Raw genomic sequence first — 22,345 nt, 5'->3', positions numbered from 1 at the left:
ATCCGGGATAGAACCTGGGAAACCATAACGACACGGCGCTGCTGGGCGGGGAGGCCCAAAACAAATGAATAAGAGGTGGTTCGTCGGTGCTGTCGCGCTCGCGCTGGCACTCTTGTGCGTCCCTGCAGGCCTGGCGCTGGCGGAAAAAAAATCCCTCGTCCAGCCCCATCTGGACGATCTTGACGGAATGAAGCAGCGGCGTCTGGTCCGTGTCCTCGTTCCTTACAGCAAGACGATCTTTTTCCTGGACAAGGGCCGAGAACTTGGCACAGCCGTGGACTTCGGGCTGGAGCTTGAGACAGCCCTCAATATCGGCAAGAAGCGCGAAGTCGATCGCATTCACGTTGCCTTTATCCCGATGGGACGCGACCGGCTTATACCGGCGTTGAACGAAGGGCTTGGTGACATTATCATGGCCAACCTGACGATCACGCCAGACCGCCTGAAGCAGGTCGATTTCACCATCCCTATCTATGACAAGGCAAGCGAGGTGCTGGTAACAGGGCCGGCCTCCGAAGAGGTAGTCAACCTTGACGGTCTCTCCGGCAAGGAACTCGCAGTGCGGGAAACGAGCAGCTATTACGAGCATCTTTTGAAGGTAAACGAGGACCTTAAGTCGCGCGGCGAGGAGCCGATCAAGCTCAGGATCATGGACGACAATCTGGAGGACGAAGACATCCTCGAAATGGTCAATGCCGGCATTTTGCAGTACACGGTCGTCGACAAGTACAAGGCGGATATCTGGGCGACGATTTTCACCGACATCAAGGTGCATGAGGATATTGCAGTCGCCAAGGACGGCGAAATCGCTTGGGCGATCCGCAAAAACAGCCCGCAACTCAAGAAGGAACTCGACACTTTCGTCGCCGCCCACCGGGTAGGCACTGCGTTCGGCAACATGTTGCGCAGCAAATATTTCAAGAGCGACAAGATCCTGCAACGCGCCTATTCGGGCGAAGACGTGGAAAAGTTCAAGCAGCTTGTCGAGATATTCCGCAAGCACGGCAAGACCTATTCGTTCGATTATCTGATGCTGATGGCGCAGGGTTATCAGGAATCAAAACTCGATCAGGCGAAACGCAGCCCGAGGGGCGCCGTCGGAATCATGCAACTGCTGCCCGCCACGGCGCGAGACAAGGCGGTCGGCATAAACGGCATCGACAAGGACCAGGACCGCAACGTCGAAGCCGGGTCGAAATATTTGCGCTATCTTATCGATACCTACCTCAACGAGCCGGACATGAAGGAACGCGACCGCCAATTGATGGCATTTGCCGCCTATAATGCCGGCCCGGGCAACCTCAACAAGTTCCGGAAAAGGGCCACGCAGATGGGGCTCGATCCGAACATCTGGTTCGGTAATGTAGAGAATTCGGCGGCCGATATCATAGGGCGGGAGACGGTGCAGTACGTCAGCAACATCTTCAAATATTACGTTGCCTATTCGATGCTCGTCGAGCGCCTCGGCGAGCATGCCGACGCGGTCAATGCCGGAGCCAAAGGCGGCTAGAGAAGCAGCAGGCGCTTCAGCACTGGTACGAGTTCCTTGATCGGCAGTTGCGTTATCGCGACGGCCACGAATGGAAGCAGGGCGGCCGCGGACACCGGTACCAGGGTCGAGCGCGTCACCAGCATGGGTGAAAGCTTCTTGGCGGCGTCGTAGAATTTGCCGGGATCGCCGAGTTCATCGTCGGCCATCGCCTTGCCATCATCGGCCACGAGGTTCTCACCGAACGTTTTGCGCTCGACCTGCCGCTGGAAGTCCGTTCCGCGTTCGCTCGCCGCACGCAGCGCGCGCTTCTTGAAGTTGGCGAGAAGCGATATGAAGCCGGCGAGCGGTATGCCGAAATAGGCAAAAATGAGGGCCAGCCACAGCCCCATGACCTGCGCGATTGCAGTAACGGTAAAGCTGCCATGCAGCACCTCGTGGGTCACCGATGCTGCGATCACACAACTGACGGCCACCGTAAAGAGCACATAGGCGTTGGGGTATTGGCCGACGAAACCGAGGCCGGCGTGCCCGTCCGGGTGCGTTGCGACAAGTCGCGTTTCCAGCTTCGAAAGATCAGCAAGCAGCATCGACCAGATGATATGGCGCCAGAATGCGCGGGCAGCGAGGAACCAGAATAGCGTGTTGCTGACGGCAACCGCCCACCAGGCCGCGAGACTAGGTGTCGGACCTTCCGGCCCGACGGTCGCTGCCCAAGCGGCGAGTGGCTGGTCCTGCATGTTGTGGTAGAGGAGGAACGAGGAGACGATCGCCAGAAAGAGACTGACCAGGTCACCGGCCGGCGCGTTTCTTCGCCGAAGCGCCTTGGCAACGGCAGCGCTGGCCGCGGCCCTGGATGCCTCGGGAAGCAATGGGCCCGAAAAGAAGTTCCGCACACCTTGCCGAAGATTATTTTCGATCTGGGTTTCGGCAAGCACCAGCAGGCCGATGGCAACGCAAAAGCGGGCCCAAGGTCCAGGGTCGAGCAGAAAAGGCCGCTCGGCAAGCGGCCCGAAAGCAGTGCCCGCGAGCAAGCTCAAGAGTAGTGGCACACCCCAGCTGAGCGCCACGAAGAGGGCGGCACGCAGTGCGGGCTTAAGGTCTTGGCGACCGACGAGTTTCGCTTGCAGCTGCAGATCATAGAACGGCCCCCCACGCGCAATGAGGAACTGCTGGCCGTCCTTGTGATCATCGGTCATCGCATCTCCCTAGTAGCTCAGTTCCTTCGATGGTGTCGGGCTGCCCAAGGTCGAACCCAGTTCGTCGCTCTTCTTCGGCATGCGCTTCGGCTCTTCAATCACGGTCAGCGGCGCTGCAACGGTTTTGGCGGCGATATTGCCGACGGTGCTGACCGAGCCGGCGACGACTGCCGTGATGCCCTGTCCAAGCGAGACGTTGGAGTCCGTCAGCGTCTGCCCGGTCACGAGGCGCTGGCCGATAAGCTGGACCACTTGCGGGCTCTCGGCGAACTTGCCGTGGTTGAGGCTATCGCCGGCTTTCACCTTGGTAAGGTCGATAACGGTGATGCCTGCGTGTTCCAGCTTGGAGCGGTAGGGCTCCTCCGCCGGATTGATGGCTCCAAGCCGCTGCACATCGCCGGAGATGAAACGCGACGCGGCGAGAGCGCGGTCGTCCTGCGAAACGAAAATCGTGAACTTCGGGCGCTTCTCTCCCATCTCGGTGAATTGCCGCGCGAACACATCGACATCGATATCCGGCGAAGCGAGGATCACATTGTCGATCTTCGGCGCTACGCGTCCGTCGCGAATTGCCATTTGGCGCAGCGACTCCATGGCAAGCCAGGTGCCCATAGAGTGGGCCATGACCGTGATATCCTTGACTTCGGGATCGTTGGCGAGAGTGCGCAAGGTTTGCTCGAAGGCAACGCGCGAATAGTTCGTGCTTTCCTTGTCGTAATTGTAGTCGAAGACGCTGGCGCGCGAAGGCCAGGTGAAGAGGATCGGCGTCACCTGTGCGCCGGAGTCGTGGACGATCTGGGCAAAGCGGAAGACGGAGTCCTCGTAGCGATTGTTGAACCCGTGCACGAAGACCAGCGCATGGCCGCCGACGACATGTTTGCGGAACCAGGCGCGTCCTTCGGCAACCGAATTCAATTCCTTCACGTGGGTAACCGCGAAGTCGGTCTTCGGATTGGGCGGTAGCCGCTTCGGCCACTGTACGGTACCGGGCTTGCGAATCTTGTCGGATGGGATCGAGACTGTAATATCGGTGAGGTAGGGTTTTGGACTGCGCTCGCCGGTAAAGAGCGTTGCCGGATCGTCCGAGGGCACACGGCTTGTCACGACCAGCATGTCGACAGACGAGCCACCGGTCGCACCGGTGGTCATAACCGGCGCCATCACGCCTTTGGGATGCCCTGCGCATCCGGCAAGGGCCAAACCAAGGACAATAATGGCAGGGGAAAATGTGCGGACGGACAGGAACATGCGTGCTTTCGAATATTGACGAACCATGGTCAGGCTTTCAAACAGGCGGATTGCTCCGAACTAAAACAAAACGAGACGCGCCGAACGACGACACTGTGTACATGCTGGCTTGAGCTAGTAGTGGACGAAAATGTCAGTTTGTTAAAGCTCATGCGACGGCCATCCGGTCAAGCTTCGATCAGCCGATTGCGAATCGCGTAGCGCACCAGCGAGGCGGTCGACTTCGCATCGAGTTTGCGCATCGAGGCCGCCCTATGGCTTTCCACCGTCTTTTCACTGAGACCGAGGATGGCTGCCGTCTCCTTGTTGCTGTGCCCCTCGGCGATGAGCTTTACCACAGCGGTTTCGCGCGACGTCAGGATACTCGGTGAAGCGTCCGCCTTGGCGAGATAGGACGAGACCAGGATGTCGGAGACCGTTTTGGTGAAAAACGGCTGGCGATGTTCCAGGGCCTCGACGGCCTGTACGAGATAAAGCGTTGCATCCGATTTCAGAAGGTAGCCGCGAACGCCGGCCTCCAGGATGCTGCGCAGCAACGCCTCGTTGTCATGCTGCGTGAAGATGAGGACTTCGGTTTTGGGACTGTGCAGCCTGATCTGGCGCGCCGCTTCCACGCCGTTGATGAAAGGCAGGGCATAGTCGAGGATGGCGATGTCAGGCTCACTGAGGCGCGCCTGTTCCACGGCGTCGCGACCGTCGCCGGCTTCCGCCACGACCTCCCAGCGATCGCGCTTCGACAGGATCGCGCGGACGCCCTGTCTGACGATCTCATGGTCGTCCGCGATCAGAATTCGTGTCATGCCAATCCTCGTATTCATCTGCCACGATCATCTCGCCGGCACGGTTTACCCCTACACTGGAAACGACGATGCGGCAAAAATTAACTGTTACGTACTTCCGGTAACGGACGCGATGTTGGCTAATGCGCGCAACGAAAACAGCGGGAGCGCTGCACATGAGTCAACGATCGTTCGGGAGCCATTTACAATCTGTGGATGAGCTTGGCTTTGGGAGACCGCCGCGGCGAAAGAGGATGGCACGGCTGGGACAGACCGCAGCGTTGACGTTGCTGCTGGCAATGGCGCAATCCGGACTGGCCGCGGCCGCCGATCTTGTGGTCGCAATGCCGAACTGGCCTTCGGGGCAGGTGACGGCCAACATCATCAAGAGCGCCCTGAAGAAGGAACTGAGCCTCGATGTCGAGGTTCGCGAGATGGGTACGATGATCGCCTTTGCCGGCCTTGCGTCGGGCGAGGTCGACGTGCATCCCGAAGTGTGGCTGCCGAACCTCAATTCTCTCGTCACCAAATATGCCGACAAGGTTCAACTCGCCGATACTGGCGTCGATGCGTGGCAGGGAATTTGCACGACCAAGCAGACGGTCGAAAAGACCGGAATTCACTCGGTGACCGATCTCTTGGACGCCAAGAAGACCGCCGCGCTCGATACTGACGGCGATGGCAAGGGCGAGATGTGGGTCGGCGCCGAAACCTGGTCGTCGACGGCCATCGAGCAAATCCGCGCCAAAAGCTATGGTTACGACAAGGGCCTGCAGCTTCTGCAAATGCCCGAGGACATGGGCATGGCGTCAGTGGATGCGGCCGAGGCTGCGGACAAGCCCGTGGTCTTCGCCTGCTACAGCCCGCACGTCGTCTTCAAGCTGCATGATATCGTCAAGCTCGACGAGCCGGCCTTCGACCCGGCCAAGTGGCACGTCGTCCTTCCCGCCGACGATCCCGACTGGCTCGCCAAATCGAACGCGCCCGTCGCATGGGACAAGGCGCATTTTCACATCGCCTATGCCAAGGCGTTGGCGACGCGCAAGCCCGAGGTGACCAAGTTCCTCGAAAGCATCGATTTCACGCCCGAGGAAATCACCGACATGAGCTATGCGGTGGAAGTCGACCGCCAGACACCGGAAGACTACGCCGAGGCCTGGGTGGAAAAGAACCCGGATCGTATCGCGAAGTGGGTAAAGGGGGGAGGGCAATGACCATGCACCTGCGTAATCCTTTGAGGGCGAAGCTCGTTGCCGGGGTGGCGGTGGCAAGCCTGGTTCTGGTCGCTCCGTTCGGACTTGGTTTCGCGCAAGTTCCGAAGACCCAGATTTACGATGTGAAGACGCGTACCTGGATACCCTACGACAGCCGCAAGGCGCGCAAATACTACGCCGCCAATGGCCAGGTGCCGGAAGCGTTCCGACGGCAGATGGTCACGTTCCGCACGGCCGAAAAGCCTGGAACGATCATCATCGATGGCAACCAGCATTTCCTTTATCTGGTCAAAGGCGGCGGTCAGGCTGTTCGCTACGGTATCGGTGTCGGCCGTGACGGGTTTGGTTGGGCGGGCATCGTCCGCGTCGGTCGCATTGCCGAGTGGCCGACCTGGACTCCGCCCGCAGAAATGGTGGCGCGCGATCCGAACGCCGTCAAGTTTGCCGGCGGCATGCCCGGCGGGCCCGACAATCCGCTCGGCGCAAGGGCGCTCTATCTCTATGATGGCGACCAGGACACCATCTACCGCATCCACGGCACGCCTGAACCCTGGTCGATCGGACTTAACGTCTCGTCGGGCTGCATCAGGATGAACAATGACGATATCGTCGATCTTGCCTCACAGATACAGGTCGGCGCCAAGGTGATAGTGCTCATGCAGGGCGCTTCACTTTACAAAGGTGTTTAAGCAACTGGAGCAGGGGGACACGATGCTTTGGAAGTCTGATAGGGAATACACGAAAACGCTTGTCTGGATGGCGCTTGCCGCTGGCGCCTTCTCGCTCGGGGGATGCGTATCGAATACGCCTGCGCCAGAAAACATGGCGAGAAATACACAGCAGACTGCTCCAGCCGACCTGCAGGTCGCCTGTGCCAACGCCGCGACGCAAAAGTTCGGCGCCGATCACGCTTCGGTGCTGCCGGTCAGTTCGAGCGCGCTCGACGGCGGGAAATACCAGATCATACTCGAGGCCAAGGGTCAGCGCTCGACCTGCCTGATCGACCAGACGGGGCAGGTGCTGTCGCTCGAAAAGATGTGAGTATTCTTACGTAACCATAAGCAAGCAATGAAATTGCCTGTCGCGAAAGCGAACCACCAAGGAGATTCCGGAATGCCATTGCACTACAAGACGATTGCCCTCATTTCATCAGTCGCATTCATTTTATTTTCCGGACCTGATTTAAATTATGCCTTCGCCCAGACCGCCGCCGCACCTGCACCGGCGTCGGCGCCAGCCGCAACGCCTGCAACGCCCACCGCTGAAGCGCCGGTACTGATGACGGCGGACGAACTGCAAATCCTCGTTGCGCGGATCGCGCTCTATCCCGACGATCTTGTCGCATTGGTATTGTCGGCCAGCCTCAACCCGCTGCAGATCGTGCAGGCCGAGCGGTTTATCGAACAGAACAAGCCGAACGCAAAGCCGGACGCTGCATGGGATGGAAGCGTGGTATCGCTTCTCAACTATCCGACGGTCCTGAAGATGATGAGCGACGACCTTGATTGGACGCAGCAGCTCGAAACCGCCGTCGTCAATCAGCAGAAGGACGTGCTCGTCGCCATCCAGGATTTGCGTGACAAGGCGGTTGCGAATGGCACCATCAAGTCCAACGACAAGGTCGTCGTCGAAACCAAGAACGACAACGTGATCATCCGCCCGGCCAAGAAGGAAGTGACCTACGTTCCGACCTATGATCCCGTCATCCTGACGAGCCCTACCTATGTCGCCGCCGCGCCCATTGTCTACGGCGACCCCTATCCGTCCTACTATTATCCTTACGCGCCGTATTGGGCCGGCTTCGTGACCGGGGTCGCGTTCGGTGCCGCCGTCGATTGGGATAACTGGCATTCGTGGGGAGGTAATGACGTCAACATCAACGTCAACAACTTCAACCGCGACGATTTCCATTTCGACAGGAACAACATCAACAATCTCAATTTCGACAACAGCAAGTTCAATTTCGATCGCGATTCGATCACGAACAATCTGCGCGAAAACAATGCGAACCGTCTCGATCTCAAAAACGGTGGCTTGCAGAATCTTGGCGCTGGCGGCGGCCTGGCCGGCGTCGGATCGCGGCTGCAGAGTTCTGATGTGCGGCGCGACGTCCAGAATCAGCTGAAGCAGGGCGGCGGCAATCTGGCCGGCAAGCTGCAGGGGCAGGGTGGCAACCTCGCTGGCAAGCTCCAGGGACAGGCCGGCAGCGGCAATCTTGCTGGAAAGATCCAGAATCAGGCTGGAGGCGGCGATCTCGCAGGCAAGCTGCAAAATCAGGCCGGGAACAGGAATATTGGTCAGAACAAGGGCAATGTGCGTGCCAATGCGCAGAAGGCCGCGGGCCGCGTCGACAATCGCCCAAGGCAGCCGAGCGCCCTCGGCAATTACGGACCGGGTCGCGACGCGCGTTCTGCCTCGCAACGTGGCAATCTGAGCCTCGGCGGCGGTGGCGGCGGACAGCGCTTCCAGGGCGGCGGCGGTGGCTTCCAGGGCGGTGGTGGGCGCTTCCAAGGTGGTGGCGGCGGGTTCCACGGTGGTGGCGGTGGTTTCCACGGCGGCGGTGGTGGTTTTCACGGCGGCGGTGGCCGTTTCCATCGCTGATCGCCATCAACACCAATTGCGCATTCCTTGAAGGGATTTCGATATGTACAGGACAACTTTCAAAATACTGCTTGCCTCCGCCTTCATTGCACTGGCGGCCCCCTCTGCACCGTCATTCGCGGCAGAACCCTCCTTGCAGCGTTTCGTCGGCGCTGAGCCGCAAACGTTCAAGGAACCGGGCGAAGCGCTCGATGCCTTGAAGAAAGACCTCGATGCAAAGGACGTGGATGCCTTGGCAAAGGTTCTGGGCCTCAACGCAGCGGCTGCGAAGAAATCCGATGATTTTGACGATCGGCTGAGCGATCTCCAGAAGGCATCGAAGGAGCGTGCCGAACTTAAGGATCGCGAGGATGGCTCGAAGACCGTTATTCTGGGAAATCTCGACTGGCCCTTCCCATTTCCGCTGGTCAAGCACGATGCCGGTTGGCAGTTTGATACGCTTGCCGGCCTCGAAGAGGTCTTGGCGCGGCGAATCGGTGAAAACGAACTCGAAGCTATCAAGACCATGCGCAATTACGTCGCAGCGCAGGTGCTTTACGCCCAAAGCGATCACGACGGCGATGGCGTGCTTGAATTTGCCCAAAAGCTCATTAGCGACAAAGGCAAGCAGGATGGACTTTATTGGCCATCGGCAGGCGGCGAGGAGAGCCCTGCCGGCAATTTCGGCGAAGCAAGCAAGATCGAGGGCGCTCCTGCCTCGGATCATGGGTATTTCGGCTATCGCTACAGAATACTCAGGTCACAGGGCGATAACATCGCCGGCGGCAAGTATGATTTCGTCATCAATGGCAACATGATCGCAGGTTACGCGCTGATCGCCTGGCCGGCTGTCTATGACGAAACGGGCGTCAAGACATTTGTTGTGAGCCATCATGGCACCATCTACGAAAAAGACCTTGGCCCGGCTACCGATAAGCGCGCAAAGGAGATAAGGTCATTTAATCCTGACAAGTCATGGGAACCGGTCGAGGATTGAGTGCTTTGCGCAGAACTCGGGGGAATGACATGAAAAATCCTATCGCACTTGTGTCCGTACTGGCTGCGGGTCTGCTCGCCGCCAGCCCGGTACGCGCCGCTGATATTTACTCCGCCATGGCGCCGGAAGTGAACCAGGTCGAGAAGGACGGCTGGACCTTCGCGGTCAGTCCCTACTTCTGGGCTGCGGGAATGTCCGGCGATACTGGCGTCTTCGGCCTCCCGCCCGTACACACGGATATGAGTTTCAGCGATATCTGGGACGAGCTCGACTTTGCCGCGATGACAATCGGGGAAGCGCGCTACGACCGGTACAGCATTTTTGGCGACGTGATCTACAGCAAGATTTCAGACGCATCGGGGACGCCGCGAGGAATATTGGCGGATAGCGTCGGTGTGTCTTCCGAAACGTTCGCCGGCCTGCTCGGCGGCGGCTATTCGGTGCTGCAAAACGACCGAGGCAATCTGGATCTCGTCGCAGCCGCCCGTCTCTGGTACGCCAAGACTGAGATTTCATTCAACGGCGGCATACTTGACGGCGTCGATCGAAGCGACAGTGCTACATGGGTTGATGCGCTTGCCGGCGTGCGCGGCAAATATTCGCTTACCAACAATATCTATCTAACAGGCTGGGGCCTGGTTGGTGGCGGCCAGGCAAACCTTGATTGGGACGTTGCAGGCGGCATCGGCTATTCGTTCAACGAGAAGGTATCGGCCGTAGCCGGCTATCGTGCCCTCGGGGTCGACTACAGTGATGACGGTTTTGTTTTCGACGTTGTCCAGCAGGGCCCGATCCTCGGCGTCGTCTTGCATTTCTGATCAGGAAACGTCAAAGGGCTCGCCGCATTATAGCGGCGAGCCCTTGTCTATTCACATGTCGCACTTCTGGTAGGTGACATACATATTGTCGCCGAACGGATCGTAACGCTGGAAAGTCTTTGCGTCGACGATCTTGAACGTGACCGTCATGTCATTCTGGATCATCGAGTCGACGCAGCTGAGATTGGCCGAAACCCGGTCCTTCTGCTTGCGAACGCTCTTTGTTGTGCAGATCGCGTTGGGCCCTGCGACCTTGCTTCCCGTAACCAGCAACCCGGTGGACGTTGACGCCGTTCGGTCCTTGAAGACCGTCGACTTGCCCTTCTTGGTGAAGGTGTCCTCGCATTTGGTGCCGTCCATAGTCCAGGCCCCCTGCAGTTCCTTTATCGTCGCAGCCATCACGCCCGTTGCCATGCAAAGGCTGATCACACTGCTCAAGAGCGCGACCTTGCTCATTCTACCCGTCATCGAGTTCACTCCGATTTGTTTTAGTGGTGGCGCGATAGGGATCCGAGTTCTTGCCGGACTTGGCGCTGCCAGTCGATATACGGCTACGGAATGCCAACCATGTCAACGGCTTCCGGCTCATTTACTGCAAGGAATGGTTGCATATATCGCGACGGAAAAATGCGGTCGGCGCACGTCGCGGGCGGCAAGTAACCCCCGCGTCGTTGGTTCACCTCGACGCAATGAAGTTGCGCAGATCATCCAGTTCTTCGCAACCAGCCGGACATAGCTTGGTCAGTGAGGCAAGCTGTTCCTGCGCCTTGTCCATCTTGCCGGTCTCGACATAGAGCTCGCCGAGATATTCGTGGGCGCCCTTATGATCCGGTTCAAGTTGCAATGCCTTGTCGTAATAGGTGAGGGCGGTGTCGAAGTCGCCGGTCTTGCGCAAGGTGAACCCGAGGAGGTTGTAGACATCAGCCTGCTGGTCGGTCTCGGCCAGGTCGCGAAGCTCGGCCAAAGCACCGGCATAGTCCTTTGCATCGATCTTCGCGCGAACCGAGGTAAGGTCAACCGTGGGGTCGGGCTCGATGTTGTCGACCGCGTAGGCTGGCGTTATTGAACCCAGCGGCGTGAAAGCCGTGGTGGCGGCGAATGTCAGCAGGCCGATAAGTACGTGCTTGATCATAATTTCATGCTCCTTTGTTTGGTCAGGCTTGAACGGTCGGGGTAAAGGCATAGGCGTTGCCGTCCTTTACGAATGTTCCCGATCCCGGAAACGGGAAGTGCGACCCGCAGATCTTGATGTTGTCAGCGATGACGCGGTCGATAAGCTTGTGCCGGGTAGCGATCGCCATGGGACCGTCCTGATCATAGCTCCCCTGCCACTCCGGATGCGGCGCCAGCAATGCGGGCACGTACATCGTGTCGGCCGACACCATCAGTTGCTCATTGCCCGAGGTGACGAGGAAGACCGAATGTCCGGGCGTGTGGCCGGGTGCGGCGATCATCTGAATGCCGGAGGTTACCTCGGCTCCATTCTCGACGCGGTTCCAGTTCTTCCAGGTGGGGAACACCGAGGCGATGCGCCGTCCTGCTGCTTTGCGGCCCTCGGCCAGCTTGTCGACCCGGCCGGGGTCCGTCCACCACTGATACTCGGCGTCATTGACGATGATTTCGGCATTGGGGAAGATTGGGGCGTTGGTTTGCTTTTCCATGAGTCCCCAGACGTGGTCGGGATGGAAGTGCGAAATCATCAACGTATCGATCTTGGTATAGTCGATGCCCGCCGCTTTCATATTTGCCGGCAGATGCGTTGCGTTGGCCTGCCACTGGCCGACGCCCGAGCCTGCATCCATCATGATCAGGCGGTCACCCACCTTGAGGACGACGACGGTGAGCGGTATCGGCATGAAATCGGTAGTAAGCCCGGCCTTCGCCAGTGCTTGCTTCGTCTCATCGACGGAAGCGTTCTTGATGAACGCCGGATCGTGCGGCTTGCGCCAGATGCCGTCATAGATGGCGGTCACTTCAATGGATCCGACCGTGTATTTGTAGAAGCCGGTTGCCGGCTCAACTTGCGCTTCGGCACGCGCGGGCAGGGTGACTTCCAATTTGCGCGCGAGGCCGAAGGCGGTGGCCGAGGCGGCCGCTCCAAGGACTGTGCGGCGTGTAATATCAAACATGTGCTCGTCTCCTTCGTGAATGGTTCATTCCGGGCGGAGAACTTTGTCCGTTCGACTGTTCGATCCGCTGCACAAGGAGACTGAATGGAAGGCGATTTTATTCTCGCTCTAAGTCGAAAAATCCATCAAGTCTTTGAATTGAAATGAATATATTTGGTTTTTTCGAAAGAGGGAGGTCACGCCGGCATTTTCGGCCCAGCCAAAACCGAGGGCGTCTCAAAAAAATCATCGATGTGGAGAATATTTCACGCGGCAGAACGATCTACCTGATGAATGCGGCTTTTGCCGCCCGATGTTCAGTAGGCAAAAATGACAATTGTACGAGGCATGCGCATGGCGCTTACATCGACTTTGCTGCCGCAAAATCCGGCCTTCACATGGCTTTCCGGGCTATTGGATTTCAGGAGTGCGGGCGACCGTGGTTTTAAGCCACGGGCGAATACCACACTGCTTATGGTTTCGTCGGCAACTGCAAGAACGCCTATCGTGGACGAGGCCCGTTCGGCCCGCTTCAACCAACTCATGCTTCCGCAACTGGACGCGGCCTATAATTTCGCACGCTATCTCAGCCGCGATAGCGATGCCGCGCAGGATATAGTCCAGGATGCCTTTTTGCGGGCTTATCGCAATTTCGACGGCTATCTCGGCGGCGATGCCCGCGCCTGGATATTTGCAATCGTCAGGAACTGCTACTTTGCGTGGCAGCAGGAGCGGGGCCGCAAGCGCCGGTTCGAGGCGCCTCTTGCCGAAAATGCGCATTCCGACGAAGCCGGAGCCGAGGCGTCCGACATAGCGTCGGAGGAAGATACGCCGGAAGACGTGCTTATCCGCGCGTCCGAATCGAAGCGGGTTCGCTCAATCATCAACGCGCTCGCCGACGACCTGCGGGAAATACTGGTTTTGCGCGAACTCGAACAGCTTTCCTACCGCCAGATCGCCGATATCATCGATGTGCCGATTGGAACCGTGATGTCGCGGCTCGCCCGGGCACGACGGGAATTCGGCCGGTGCTGGCGCAACGAGAACGGCGATGAGGAGGTCGCAAAATGAGCAAGACCTCTCACGCCTGCCCGGACTGGTTTGTAATGATGCACGGTTATATCGATGACGAACTCGATGCGGTCCATGCTCTCGCATTCGAAGAGCATCTCCATACCTGCGCGAACTGTGCAAGGGAACTCGACAACGTCCGATCGCTGAAGCACATGATGTCCCAGGACAATGTTCGGTGGGCGATGCCGCCGCAGGTTCGCGAGACAATTCTCGCAGCGATTACGCACGAGCAAAGCGGGGCGCGCGCGCAAGCCAACCACTGGGCTACGCGGTTGCTGCAATTCACCAAGCGCTGGAGCTATATTCCTTCCTTTGCCGCCCTGGCGGCGAGCCTCTTCTTGGTCTTCTCGCTGCCGCAGACGCACACGTCGCTGCAGGATCAAATCCTCGCCAGCCATGTCCGCTCCCTGATGGTCAGCCATCTGACCGACGTGCTGACCTCAGACCAGCACACCGTAAAGCCGTGGTTCAACGGGAAGGTCGATTATTCGCCGCCGGTGGTCGATCTTTCGGCGCATGGCTTTCCCCTCGTCGGCGGCCGGATGGACTACATTGACGGCAAGGTCGTCGCAGCGCTCGTCTACCGACGCAACGCCCATGTTATCAACGTGTTCGTGTGGCCATCCGCACCAGCGGCAGGCAGCGAAAGCGTGCGGGAAGGGTATAATCTGATCAAATGGTATGAGGACGGCCTGACGTTTTGGGCGATTTCCGACGTCAATCCCTCCGACCTTCGAGTGTTTCGCGAGCTATTTGCCAATGCTGTCGCGAAATCGGGCTAGAACGTTCGCCCACTCTTTTTGATGCCCTCAGCGGCGCGTACACGATTGTGACGGCCTTATTGCGGGCCCGGAGAATTTAGCGATACTTTCGAGCGTGACGGGGCATGTTAAGCTGGCTAAGTTCCTGTTGTCACGGAACCTGGCCGGCTTGTCGCCACCTGTCGCAATTTTATCGGGAGAAGCTGCTGGAATCATTGATCATATTCGATTGCGCCCATCTACACCCAATTCAGTAGACTCATAAGGTTTTGGTTTCAGTGTGATTTTCGATTCAGGTGGTTGATGCGAGCCGGCGCAACCCCTGCAACATAACTGTTACAATGCTGTCATATGACTGTAATAAAGCTTCTATAGACCGCAGCCGACGTTAGAGGCGTCACACGAATTAAACCAACAGGAGCTGCTCCTATGAACAAGCTAATTTCCACGGCCGCAGTGCTTGCAATTGCGGTGGCCGCATCGACGGTGGGTGCATCTGCCCGCGACCAGATTCAGGTTTCTGGCTCCTCGACCGTGCTGCCCTATGCCAAGATTGTTGCCGAAACGTTCGGTGAGACCTTCCCGAACTTCAAGACGCCGGTAGTTGAATCCGGTGGTTCTGGCGCAGGCATCAAGGAATTCTGCAAGGGCGTCGGCGAAGACACGATCGACATTGCCAACTCTTCGCGCCCGATCAAGGACACCGAGCTGAAGTCGTGCGTGGACGCTGGCGTTAAGGACGTTGAAGAAATCCGCATCGGCTATGACGGCATCGTTTTCGCCACCGACATCAAGGGTCCGGACTGGAAGATCGTCCCGAAGGACATCTACACCGCTCTCGCCGCTCAGATCGTTGTTGACGGCAAGCTCGTAGACAATCCGAATACCAAATGGAACCAGGTCAACCCGAACCTTCCGGATTGGGACATTGCAGCGTATATCCCCGGCGAAAAGCACGGCACCCGTGAAGTTTTCGAAGAGAAGCTGATGACGGGCGGCTGCAAGGCTTCCGGCGCTGCTGACGCAATCAAGAAGCTCGGCCTCGACGAGAAGGCTTCGGCTGCTGCCTGCGTCAAGATCCGCAAGGACGGCAAGGCCATCGATATCGACGGCGACTATCCCGAGACGCTCGCCCGCATCGACGCCAACAAGACCGGCGTTGGCGTATTCGGCCTCGCTTTTTATGAGAACAATGCCGACAAGCTGAAAGTCGCGACGGTTTCGGACGTTGTGCCGAGCACCGAGACGATCGCTTCGGGCAAGTATCCCGTTTCGCGTCCGCTGTTCTTCTACGTCAAGAAGGCGCATCTCGGCGTTATTCCGGGCCTGAAGGAATATGTCGACTTCTTCCTCAGCGATCAGATGATCGGCGAAGACAGCCCGCTTGCCGAATACGGTCTCGTACCGGCTCCGGAAGCAGAACGTAAGGCCCAGCGCGACGCGTTCGCCGCCGGAACCACGATGAAGAACTAAATTCCTGAGGTACAGGGGCGGCGCGAGCCGCCCCTGTCCCGTTTCGAATTCAAACTGAATTACAGGACAGATCGGGGAAAGCTTGATGTCCACGTCATTGGTGTTTGTCATTGTCCTTGCGATCGGCGTTATCGGATACTTCCTTGGGCGCCAGCGCGCTGTCAGCAAGAATGACGGAAGCGTAAAGCCGCACTCCTTGCCGCATTACCATGCATGGTGGGTATTCCTGGCTTCCGCGTTGCCAGCGATCCTGTTCCTGGTCATCTGGGCCGGCGCGACCAATATCTACCTGGAGCGCTCCGCGATTGCAGAACTGCCGGTCCGCACGGCTGACACCGTCATCGCCAGCCAAAGCCTCGAACTCGGCATGGTCAGCGGCATTGCCCGCGGTCTCGGGAAACTGACGGCCGATGAGGTGACAAATCTGCCGCAGACCTTCGCCGAGTTGCGCCCGCTGCTTTCAGCCAAGGGTGTGGCGCTCGCGCCCGACGGTCAGGACTATATGATCCCGATCGCCGTTGAGTGGAACAAGAACACCCAGCGCGCGAATTATATCGGCGGCATCATGGCCCTCCTTCTGGCGGTCGGCGGCGCACTTTATGGCCTGTCCGGCGTTCATGTTCGGGCGAGGGCACGCAACAATGTCGAGCGCGTCATCCTCGGTGCCCTGCTCGCTGCCTCCACAATCGCCATTCTGACAACCGTCGGCATTATCCTGTCGATGTTGTTCCAGACGCTCACCTTTTTCCAGTCGGTCTCGCCGGCAAGCTTCTTCTTCGGCACCGTATGGGATCCGCGCTTTGCCGCGGCCGGCTCAGGCGGATCGCAAGGCCAGTTCGGACTGATCCCGCTCCTTGCCGGCACGCTCTACATCGCCTTCGTCGCCATGCTTTTCGCTGTCCCGGTCGGCCTCTTCTCGGCCATCTACATGGCTGAATATGCGAGCCGCGGCGTGCGCTCGGTCGTCAAGCCGCTGCTCGAAGTGCTCGCCGGCATCCCGACCATCGTCTACGGCTTCTTCGCGCTCGTCACCGTCGGACCGTTCCTGCGCGACCTCAGCGCGGCGCTTTCCGGCGGCTATGCCTTCATCCAGGCGCAGAGCGTGCTCACCGCCGGCATCGTCATGGGCGTCATGCTGATCCCGTTCGTCTCGTCGCTTTCCGACGACATCATCACGGCCGTACCGCAGTCGCTGCGTGACGGATCGCTCGGGCTCGGCTCGACCCGTTCGGAAACGATCCGCCGCGTCGTACTGCCCGCCGCGCTGCCAGGCATTGTCGGCGCGCTGCTCCTGACGGCATCACGCGCCATCGGCGAAACGATGATCGTCGTGCTCGCAGCCGGCGTTGCCGCCAATCTCAACATCAATCCGTTCGAGGCGATGACGACGATCACCGTCAAGATCGTCAACCAGCTGACGGGAGACCTTGAGTTCAATTCGCCGCAAACCCTCGTGGCCTTTGCTCTCGGTCTCACGCTCTTCTTCATCACGCTGGGCATGAACATTTTCGCGCTCTACATCGTCCGCAAGTATCGGGAGCAGTACGAATGACCGACATAGCCCTCAATCCCGCTGCTGCATCGGCACGTCCCGCCCGGCGAGACATTGGATTAAAGCGCCGCTACGCTGCCGAACGCCGGTTCAAGATTTATGGCATCGCAGCGATCGCGATCGGCATCTTCTTCCTCATTGCGCTGCTGTTCTCCGTGTTCTCCAACGGCTACACCGCATTCTGGCAGACCGAGGTCAATCTTGCGATCAATCTCGATCCGAAGATCATCGATCCGGACAATAAGCGTGCCACCGATCCGAACGTGCTTCTGACCGCCAATTATCCCGTTCTCGCCCGTAATTCACTGGCGGAAAAGCTCGGGGTCGCCCAGACCGACAAGCCCGGCCTGCGCGAACTTGGGAAGCTTTTCTCCGATGGCGTGCGCGGCCAGTTGCGTGAGCTCGTCGTTGCAAATCCCAATCTCATCGGCACTACCCAGAATGTCTGGGTGCTGACGGGCGCCGACATCGACTCCGCGTTCAAGGGACAGATCGATCTGAGCGTCGACCAGTCGCGCCGCAAGGTTTCGGACAAGCAGGTCGAATGGATGAACAAGCTGAAGGCTGACGGCGCCATGGCCCAGCGCTTCAACACCGGTCTCTTCACCTATGGCGCGTCAAGCCGTCCTGAAACTTCGGGTCTCAGCGTCGCCCTCATCGGTTCGCTCTATATGATGCTGATCGTGCTCGGCCTCTCGCTGCCCATCGGCGTTGCCGCCTCGATCTATCTTGAGGAATACGCCAAGAAGAACCGCCTGACCGATATTATCGAGGTCAACATCAATAATCTTGCGGCGGTCCCGTCGATCGTCTTCGGTCTGCTCGGCCTCGCAGTCTTCATCAACTTCCTGCATATGCCGCGCTCGGCATCGCTGGTCGGCGGTCTCGTGCTGACGCTGATGACGCTGCCGACAATCATTATCGCGACGCGCGCCGCGCTGCGTGCCGTACCCCCGTCCATCCGCGCGGCGGCGCTTGGCATTGGCGCATCGAAGACGCAGATGGTTTTCCATCACGTCCTGCCGCTCGCCGCACCCGGCATTCTGACCGGTACCATCATCGGCCTGGCGCATGCCCTCGGCGAGACCGCGCCGCTGCTTTTGATCGGCATGGTGGCTTTCGTCGCCAACAATCCGGTAACGCCGCTCGATCCTTCGACGGCATTGCCCGTGCAAATCTACATGTGGGCCAACGAAGCGGAGCGCGCCTTCGTCGAGCGGACGTCCGGTGCTATCATCGTGCTGCTTCTCTTCCTCGCGGTCATGAACATCACGGCCATCCTTCTGCGTCGCCGCTTCGAGCGCCGCTGGTAACTGTTCGAGAGAGGACCTAGTTATGAACCTTATGACGGAACGAAATCTCGAAAAGGCGGTAAACGACAAGATGAGCGCCCAGCCCAACGCAATCAAAATGCAAGGCAAGGAAGTCACTGTTCACTACGGCGACAAGCAGGCCTTGTTCGGTGTCAGCCTCGACGTGCCGGAAAAGATGGTCACGGCGCTGATCGGCCCTTCGGGCTGCGGCAAGTCGACATTCCTGCGCAGTCTCAACCGCATGAACGACACCATCGAAGGCTGTAAGATCGGCGGCAAGATCACGCTCGATGACGAGGATATCTACAATCCTAAGATCGACGTTGTCGAGCTGCGCGCCCGGGTGGGCATGGTGTTCCAGAAGCCCAATCCTTTTCCGAAGTCTATTTTCGAGAACGTCGCCTATGGCCCGCGCATTCACGGGCTCGCGAAGGGTCGCCACGAACTTGATGAAATCGTTGAGAAAAGCCTGCGCCGCGCCAGCCTTTTCGATGAGGTGAAGGATCGCCTGCATGAGGCAGGCACCGGACTTTCCGGCGGCCAGCAGCAGCGCCTGTGCATTGCCCGCGCCATCGCCGTCAGTCCGGAAGTGATCCTCATGGACGAGCCGTGCTCGGCGCTTGATCCGATCGCCACCGCAAAGGTGGAGGAACTGATCGATGAATTGCGCGAAAACTACACCATCGTCATCGTTACCCACTCGATGCAGCAGGCAGCGCGCGTTTCGCAGCGCACGGCCATGTTCCATCTCGGCAATCTTGTCGAGGTCGGCGATACGGAAATGATGTTCACAAGCCCCACCGAGAAGCGCACCCAGGACTATATCACCGGACGCTTCGGCTGACGCAGGAACGAGGACAAAGCACATGACCGAGTTGCAGCACACTGTGCGCTCTTACGATGACGAACTGAAGTTCCTGACGCACAAGATCGCCGAGATGGGTGGTCATGCCGAACGCATGGTCGAACAGGCGGTCGCCGCCATGGTCAATTCCGACAATGCGCTGGCGCAGCGCGTTATTTCGGACGATCTGATCCTCGACGCCGGTCAGCGCGAGATCGATGAAAAGGCCATTACCATCATCGGCAAGCGCCAGCCGATGGCGATCGACCTGCGTGAAGTCATCGGGACGATCCGCATTTCCTCCGATCTCGAGCGTATCGGCGATCTCGGCAAGAACATTGCCAAGCGCGTCGTTGCCGTGACCGATACCCGCCAGACGCTCTCGGTCTACCGCGGCTTGCAGACAATCGCCGAACTTGCCTTGACGCAGCTGAAGGACGTGCTCGACGCCTATGCGACGCGCTCGGTACAGCAGGTGAACATTGTGCGCGAACGCGACGACGAAATCGACGCGCTCTATACGTCGCTGTTCCGCGAATTGCTGACCTACATGATGGAAGATCCGCGCAACATTTCCGCCTGTACGCATCTTTTGTTCTGCGCCAAGAATATCGAGCGCATAGGCGACCACGCCACCAATATTGCCGAGACAGTCTATTACATTGTTACCGGTTCGCAACTGCCGGCGGAACGTCCCAAGGAAGACCAGACACATACTATTATTGTGGATGAAACGACCGAGTCCTAATTCAACTGAAGGCTTGATATGGCAATAGCTCCCAAAATCACCGTTGTGGAGGACGAGGAAGCCCTGAGCGTCCTCCTCCGGTACAATCTTGAAGCTGAAGGCTATGTTGTCGAGACGATCGCACGTGGCGACGAAGCGGAAATTGCGCTGCGCGAGAACGTTCCGGATCTTCTGATCCTCGACTGGATGCTGCCCGGCCTGTCGGGCATCGAACTCTGCCGCCGCCTGCGGGCGCGGCGCGAGACCGAAATCCTGCCAATCATCATGCTCACCGCCCGCGGCGAGGAAAGCGAACGCGTTCGCGGCCTTTCGACCGGTGCCGACGACTACATGGTCAAGCCGTTTTCGACGCCTGAACTCCTGGCGCGCATCAAATCCATGCTCCGCCGCGTCAATCCGAGCCTGCTTTCGCACGTGCTGAGCTTCGGCGATCTCAAGCTCGACCGCGAACAGCACCGCGTTTTCCGCAAGGAGCGCGAGCTAAAACTTGGCCCGACGGAGTTTCGGCTGCTCGAATTCCTCATGCAGTCACCCGGACGAGTCTTTTCGCGCGGCCAGTTGCTCGATAATGTCTGGGGTGCGGACATCTATGTCGATGATCGCACAGTTGACGTCCACGTTGGTCGCCTGCGCAAGGCGATCAATATCGGACGTTCGATAGATCCGATCCGCACCGTACGTGGCGCCGGCTATTCGTTCGGCTGATTCTCAATTATTGCGGTTCTAACAAGGGCGTCGCATCAGCGCTAGATGGCTGATGCGACGCCTTTTGGTATTTTGTAGTCCGCCGAGAATGTCCTTAAACCCTCAGTCCTCGGGTGTCCTGGACTTGAAATTTACACAAATATAGGGTAGGGGGCTATATTATGTCTCACACTACGAAGGAAAAATCAAAACTCCTCGCAAGGATCCGTCGCCTCAAGGGGCAGATGGAGGCCGTCGAGCGTGCGCTCGAAGCGGAAATGCCTTGCGGCGACATTTTGAACCTGGTGGCGTCGGTGCGCGGGGCGGTAAACGGCCTGATGGGTGAACTCATCGAAGATCATATTCGCATGCACGTCGTCGATCCCGGCACCGAGACGGACAGCGAACGCGCCAAGGGCGCCGTGGATCTCATCGACGTTGTAAGGATGTATCTGAAATGAGCCACGATCACGCGATCCATTTGCCTCAAGGCACGCATGCTCATGTGTTTCTGGGTGACGATCACGAGCGCAACGAACGACGCACCTGGTTTGTGATCGCGCTGACCGCGACGATGATGGTTGCGGAGATCGTGGCGGGAACGGTTTTCGGCTCGATGGCGCTTGTCGCCGATGGCTGGCATATGTCGACACATGCTGCCGCGATGCTGATCGCGGCGTTGGCCTATCTCTATGCAAGGAAGAATGCCAGCAATCCGCGTTTCACCTTCGGCACGGGAAAATTCGGCGATCTCGCAGGTTTTGCCAGCGCTGTGATCCTCGCGCTTATTGCACTGCTGATCGGCTGGGAGAGTTTCCTACGCCTTGCCAACCCGATCTCGATCAGTTTTCCGCAGGCGATCTCCGTTGCCGTGCTTGGCCTTGCCGTCAACCTTGTTTGTGCCTGGCTCTTGCGCGACGACCATAGCCATCATCACCACGGTCACCATGGCGATAACCATCATCACCACGGTCACGATCATAATTTGCGTGCCGCCTATCTGCACGTTCTTGCCGATGCGCTGACGTCCGTCCTCGCCATCATCGCCCTTCTCGCGGGCAGCATTTACGGCTGGCTTTGGCTCGATCCGGCCATGGGAATTGTCGGTGCTCTTGTTATCGCCAGATGGTCATGGGGTCTCATCCGCGATGCGGGCGGCGTGTTGCTCGACTATGTCCCTCAGGGTGAAGACCTGCCTGATGAAATACGTGGCGCCATCGAAAAGGAGGGCGACGTGATTACCGACCTGCACGTCTGGCAGCTTGGCCCGGGGCATCACGGTGCCATTGTTTCGCTTTTGAGCGACGATCCGAAAGCGCCGTCGTCCTATCGTGCCAAACTCGCACATATCCATGAGTTGTCGCATGTGACCGTTGAGGTAGAGCCGAAGGCCGCGTAAATTTCGATTCGGGTGTGTCACACGCTGAGCTTTGAAGACCCCACGTGCGACGAACGTTCGAATAG

At 58.6% G+C, this 22,345-nt stretch carries 23 protein-coding genes; 17 read left to right on the top strand and 6 right to left on the bottom strand.

Annotated features, from left to right (window positions below; all coding sequences use genetic code 11):
* Positions 1–64: 64 nt before the first annotated feature.
* On the top strand, positions 65–1,510 hold the full coding sequence (locus tag BM074_RS10565; RefSeq protein ID WP_091921842.1) for an MltF family protein: 1,446 nt from the start codon (positions 65–67) through the stop codon (positions 1,508–1,510).
* On the opposite strand, the gene BM074_RS10560 is transcribed toward BM074_RS10565, so the two are convergent.
* From BM074_RS10560 to BM074_RS10550, 3 genes are all read right to left on the bottom strand, one after another.
* A complete protein-coding gene (locus BM074_RS10560) occupies positions 1,507–2,688 on the bottom strand; it encodes a hypothetical protein (protein ID WP_091921840.1) in 1,182 nt (393 codons plus the stop codon). The two genes, BM074_RS10565 and BM074_RS10560, sit on opposite strands and share 4 nt — an antisense overlap.
* A 9-nt stretch (positions 2,689–2,697) precedes the next feature.
* Positions 2,698–3,936, bottom strand: a complete 1,239-nt coding sequence (locus tag BM074_RS10555) for an alpha/beta hydrolase (RefSeq protein ID WP_228018193.1) — start codon at positions 3,934–3,936, stop codon at positions 2,698–2,700.
* A gap of 167 nt (positions 3,937–4,103) precedes the next feature.
* Positions 4,104–4,736: a response regulator gene (locus BM074_RS10550; RefSeq protein WP_091922417.1), complete on the bottom strand. Its 633-nt coding sequence runs from the start codon at positions 4,734–4,736 to the stop codon at positions 4,104–4,106.
* 233 nt (positions 4,737–4,969) lie between these two features.
* Here BM074_RS10550 and BM074_RS10545 point away from each other — a divergent pair, with 233 nt between their 5' ends.
* From BM074_RS10545 to BM074_RS10520, 6 genes are all read left to right on the top strand, one after another.
* Positions 4,970–5,929 (top strand): ABC transporter substrate-binding protein, encoded by a 960-nt coding sequence (locus tag BM074_RS10545; protein WP_091921836.1) that lies wholly within the window; start codon positions 4,970–4,972, stop codon positions 5,927–5,929.
* On the top strand, positions 5,926–6,618 hold the full coding sequence (locus tag BM074_RS10540) for a L,D-transpeptidase (RefSeq protein ID WP_027231578.1): 693 nt from the start codon (positions 5,926–5,928) through the stop codon (positions 6,616–6,618). The genes BM074_RS10545 and BM074_RS10540 overlap by 4 nt, the downstream gene beginning before the upstream one ends.
* A 22-nt stretch (positions 6,619–6,640) precedes the next feature.
* The gene (locus tag BM074_RS10535; protein ID WP_027231577.1) at positions 6,641–6,970 is read left to right on the top strand and encodes a hypothetical protein; all 330 of its coding nucleotides are present in this window, start codon (positions 6,641–6,643) and stop codon (positions 6,968–6,970) included.
* Between the two features lie 72 nt (positions 6,971–7,042).
* Positions 7,043–8,530 (top strand): DUF3300 domain-containing protein, encoded by a 1,488-nt coding sequence (locus BM074_RS23005; RefSeq protein WP_175498977.1) that lies wholly within the window; start codon positions 7,043–7,045, stop codon positions 8,528–8,530.
* Between the two features lie 43 nt (positions 8,531–8,573).
* Positions 8,574–9,506 (top strand): DUF2950 domain-containing protein, encoded by a 933-nt coding sequence (locus tag BM074_RS10525; RefSeq protein ID WP_027231575.1) that lies wholly within the window; start codon positions 8,574–8,576, stop codon positions 9,504–9,506.
* A gap of 29 nt (positions 9,507–9,535) precedes the next feature.
* Positions 9,536–10,324, top strand: coding sequence for a hypothetical protein (locus BM074_RS10520; protein ID WP_091921833.1), 789 nt, complete (start codon positions 9,536–9,538; stop codon positions 10,322–10,324).
* Positions 10,325–10,375: 51 nt separating this feature from the next.
* On the opposite strand, the gene BM074_RS10515 is transcribed toward BM074_RS10520, so the two are convergent.
* The 3 genes from BM074_RS10515 to BM074_RS10505 all read right to left on the bottom strand — a co-directional run bounded on the left by BM074_RS10515 (position 10,376) and on the right by BM074_RS10505 (position 12,453).
* Positions 10,376–10,792, bottom strand: coding sequence for a hypothetical protein (locus BM074_RS10515; protein ID WP_139217650.1), 417 nt, complete (start codon positions 10,790–10,792; stop codon positions 10,376–10,378).
* A 208-nt stretch (positions 10,793–11,000) separates the two neighbouring features.
* The gene (locus tag BM074_RS10510) at positions 11,001–11,456 is read right to left on the bottom strand and encodes a tetratricopeptide repeat protein (protein WP_091921829.1); all 456 of its coding nucleotides are present in this window, start codon (positions 11,454–11,456) and stop codon (positions 11,001–11,003) included.
* A 22-nt stretch (positions 11,457–11,478) separates the two neighbouring features.
* The gene (locus BM074_RS10505) at positions 11,479–12,453 is read right to left on the bottom strand and encodes an MBL fold metallo-hydrolase (RefSeq protein ID WP_091921827.1); all 975 of its coding nucleotides are present in this window, start codon (positions 12,451–12,453) and stop codon (positions 11,479–11,481) included.
* A gap of 309 nt (positions 12,454–12,762) precedes the next feature.
* On the opposite strand from BM074_RS10505, the gene BM074_RS10500 reads away from it, so the two are divergent.
* From BM074_RS10500 to dmeF, 10 genes are all read left to right on the top strand, one after another.
* Positions 12,763–13,503, top strand: coding sequence for a sigma-70 family RNA polymerase sigma factor (locus BM074_RS10500; RefSeq protein ID WP_091921825.1), 741 nt, complete (start codon positions 12,763–12,765; stop codon positions 13,501–13,503).
* Positions 13,500–14,288 carry an anti-sigma factor family protein gene (locus tag BM074_RS10495; protein ID WP_091921823.1) on the top strand — a complete coding sequence of 263 codons (789 nt, stop codon included), beginning with the start codon at positions 13,500–13,502 and terminating at the stop codon, positions 14,286–14,288. The genes BM074_RS10500 and BM074_RS10495 overlap by 4 nt, the downstream gene beginning before the upstream one ends.
* 408 nt (positions 14,289–14,696) lie before the next feature.
* Positions 14,697–15,740, top strand: coding sequence for a PstS family phosphate ABC transporter substrate-binding protein (locus BM074_RS10490; protein WP_027231569.1), 1,044 nt, complete (start codon positions 14,697–14,699; stop codon positions 15,738–15,740).
* Between the two features lie 85 nt (positions 15,741–15,825).
* A complete protein-coding gene (gene pstC / locus BM074_RS10485; RefSeq protein ID WP_091921821.1) occupies positions 15,826–17,292 on the top strand; it encodes a phosphate ABC transporter permease subunit PstC in 1,467 nt (488 codons plus the stop codon).
* On the top strand, positions 17,289–18,605 hold the full coding sequence (gene pstA / locus BM074_RS10480) for a phosphate ABC transporter permease PstA (RefSeq protein ID WP_091921819.1): 1,317 nt from the start codon (positions 17,289–17,291) through the stop codon (positions 18,603–18,605). The genes pstC and pstA overlap by 4 nt, the downstream gene beginning before the upstream one ends.
* 70 nt (positions 18,606–18,675) lie before the next feature.
* Positions 18,676–19,449 (top strand): phosphate ABC transporter ATP-binding protein PstB, encoded by a 774-nt coding sequence (gene pstB / locus BM074_RS10475; protein ID WP_244506641.1) that lies wholly within the window; start codon positions 18,676–18,678, stop codon positions 19,447–19,449.
* 22 nt (positions 19,450–19,471) lie between these two features.
* On the top strand, positions 19,472–20,197 hold the full coding sequence (gene phoU / locus BM074_RS10470) for a phosphate signaling complex protein PhoU (protein WP_027231565.1): 726 nt from the start codon (positions 19,472–19,474) through the stop codon (positions 20,195–20,197).
* An 18-nt stretch (positions 20,198–20,215) separates the two neighbouring features.
* Positions 20,216–20,902 (top strand): phosphate regulon transcriptional regulator PhoB, encoded by a 687-nt coding sequence (gene phoB / locus BM074_RS10465; protein ID WP_027231564.1) that lies wholly within the window; start codon positions 20,216–20,218, stop codon positions 20,900–20,902.
* 161 nt (positions 20,903–21,063) lie between these two features.
* The gene (locus BM074_RS10460; RefSeq protein ID WP_091921815.1) at positions 21,064–21,342 is read left to right on the top strand and encodes a metal/formaldehyde-sensitive transcriptional repressor; all 279 of its coding nucleotides are present in this window, start codon (positions 21,064–21,066) and stop codon (positions 21,340–21,342) included.
* Entirely contained in the window at positions 21,339–22,280 is a 942-nt protein-coding gene (gene dmeF, locus BM074_RS10455) for a CDF family Co(II)/Ni(II) efflux transporter DmeF (RefSeq protein ID WP_091921813.1), read from the top strand. Before BM074_RS10460 ends, dmeF begins: the two co-directional genes overlap by 4 nt.
* Positions 22,281–22,345: the final 65 nt, after the last annotated feature.

It is taken from the genome of Phyllobacterium sp. CL33Tsu (assembly GCF_900113985.1).
Classification (GTDB): Bacteria; Pseudomonadota; Alphaproteobacteria; order Rhizobiales; family Rhizobiaceae; genus Phyllobacterium; species Phyllobacterium pellucidum.
Note: the sequence above shows the minus strand (reverse complement) of the source record. Positions and strands in the feature narration are given on the sequence as shown.

Coding starts and splice junctions, on each gene's coding strand:
- BM074_RS10565 (WP_091921842.1), top strand. CDS start 65: ATGAATAAGAGGTGGTTCGTCGGTGCTGTCGCGCTCGCGCTGGCACTC.
- BM074_RS10560 (WP_091921840.1), bottom strand. CDS start 2,688: ATGACCGATGATCACAAGGACGGCCAGCAGTTCCTCATTGCGCGTGGG.
- BM074_RS10555 (WP_228018193.1), bottom strand. CDS start 3,936: ATGTTCCTGTCCGTCCGCACATTTTCCCCTGCCATTATTGTCCTTGGT.
- BM074_RS10550 (WP_091922417.1), bottom strand. CDS start 4,736: ATGACACGAATTCTGATCGCGGACGACCATGAGATCGTCAGACAGGGC.
- BM074_RS10545 (WP_091921836.1), top strand. CDS start 4,970: ATGGCACGGCTGGGACAGACCGCAGCGTTGACGTTGCTGCTGGCAATG.
- BM074_RS10540 (WP_027231578.1), top strand. CDS start 5,926: ATGACCATGCACCTGCGTAATCCTTTGAGGGCGAAGCTCGTTGCCGGG.
- BM074_RS10535 (WP_027231577.1), top strand. CDS start 6,641: ATGCTTTGGAAGTCTGATAGGGAATACACGAAAACGCTTGTCTGGATG.
- BM074_RS23005 (WP_175498977.1), top strand. CDS start 7,043: ATGCCATTGCACTACAAGACGATTGCCCTCATTTCATCAGTCGCATTC.
- BM074_RS10525 (WP_027231575.1), top strand. CDS start 8,574: ATGTACAGGACAACTTTCAAAATACTGCTTGCCTCCGCCTTCATTGCA.
- BM074_RS10520 (WP_091921833.1), top strand. CDS start 9,536: ATGAAAAATCCTATCGCACTTGTGTCCGTACTGGCTGCGGGTCTGCTC.
- BM074_RS10515 (WP_139217650.1), bottom strand. CDS start 10,792: ATGACGGGTAGAATGAGCAAGGTCGCGCTCTTGAGCAGTGTGATCAGC.
- BM074_RS10510 (WP_091921829.1), bottom strand. CDS start 11,456: ATGATCAAGCACGTACTTATCGGCCTGCTGACATTCGCCGCCACCACG.
- BM074_RS10505 (WP_091921827.1), bottom strand. CDS start 12,453: ATGTTTGATATTACACGCCGCACAGTCCTTGGAGCGGCCGCCTCGGCC.
- BM074_RS10500 (WP_091921825.1), top strand. CDS start 12,763: ATGACAATTGTACGAGGCATGCGCATGGCGCTTACATCGACTTTGCTG.
- BM074_RS10495 (WP_091921823.1), top strand. CDS start 13,500: ATGAGCAAGACCTCTCACGCCTGCCCGGACTGGTTTGTAATGATGCAC.
- BM074_RS10490 (WP_027231569.1), top strand. CDS start 14,697: ATGAACAAGCTAATTTCCACGGCCGCAGTGCTTGCAATTGCGGTGGCC.
- pstC (WP_091921821.1), top strand. CDS start 15,826: ATGTCCACGTCATTGGTGTTTGTCATTGTCCTTGCGATCGGCGTTATC.
- pstA (WP_091921819.1), top strand. CDS start 17,289: ATGACCGACATAGCCCTCAATCCCGCTGCTGCATCGGCACGTCCCGCC.
- pstB (WP_244506641.1), top strand. CDS start 18,676: ATGAGCGCCCAGCCCAACGCAATCAAAATGCAAGGCAAGGAAGTCACT.
- phoU (WP_027231565.1), top strand. CDS start 19,472: ATGACCGAGTTGCAGCACACTGTGCGCTCTTACGATGACGAACTGAAG.
- phoB (WP_027231564.1), top strand. CDS start 20,216: ATGGCAATAGCTCCCAAAATCACCGTTGTGGAGGACGAGGAAGCCCTG.
- BM074_RS10460 (WP_091921815.1), top strand. CDS start 21,064: ATGTCTCACACTACGAAGGAAAAATCAAAACTCCTCGCAAGGATCCGT.
- dmeF (WP_091921813.1), top strand. CDS start 21,339: ATGAGCCACGATCACGCGATCCATTTGCCTCAAGGCACGCATGCTCAT.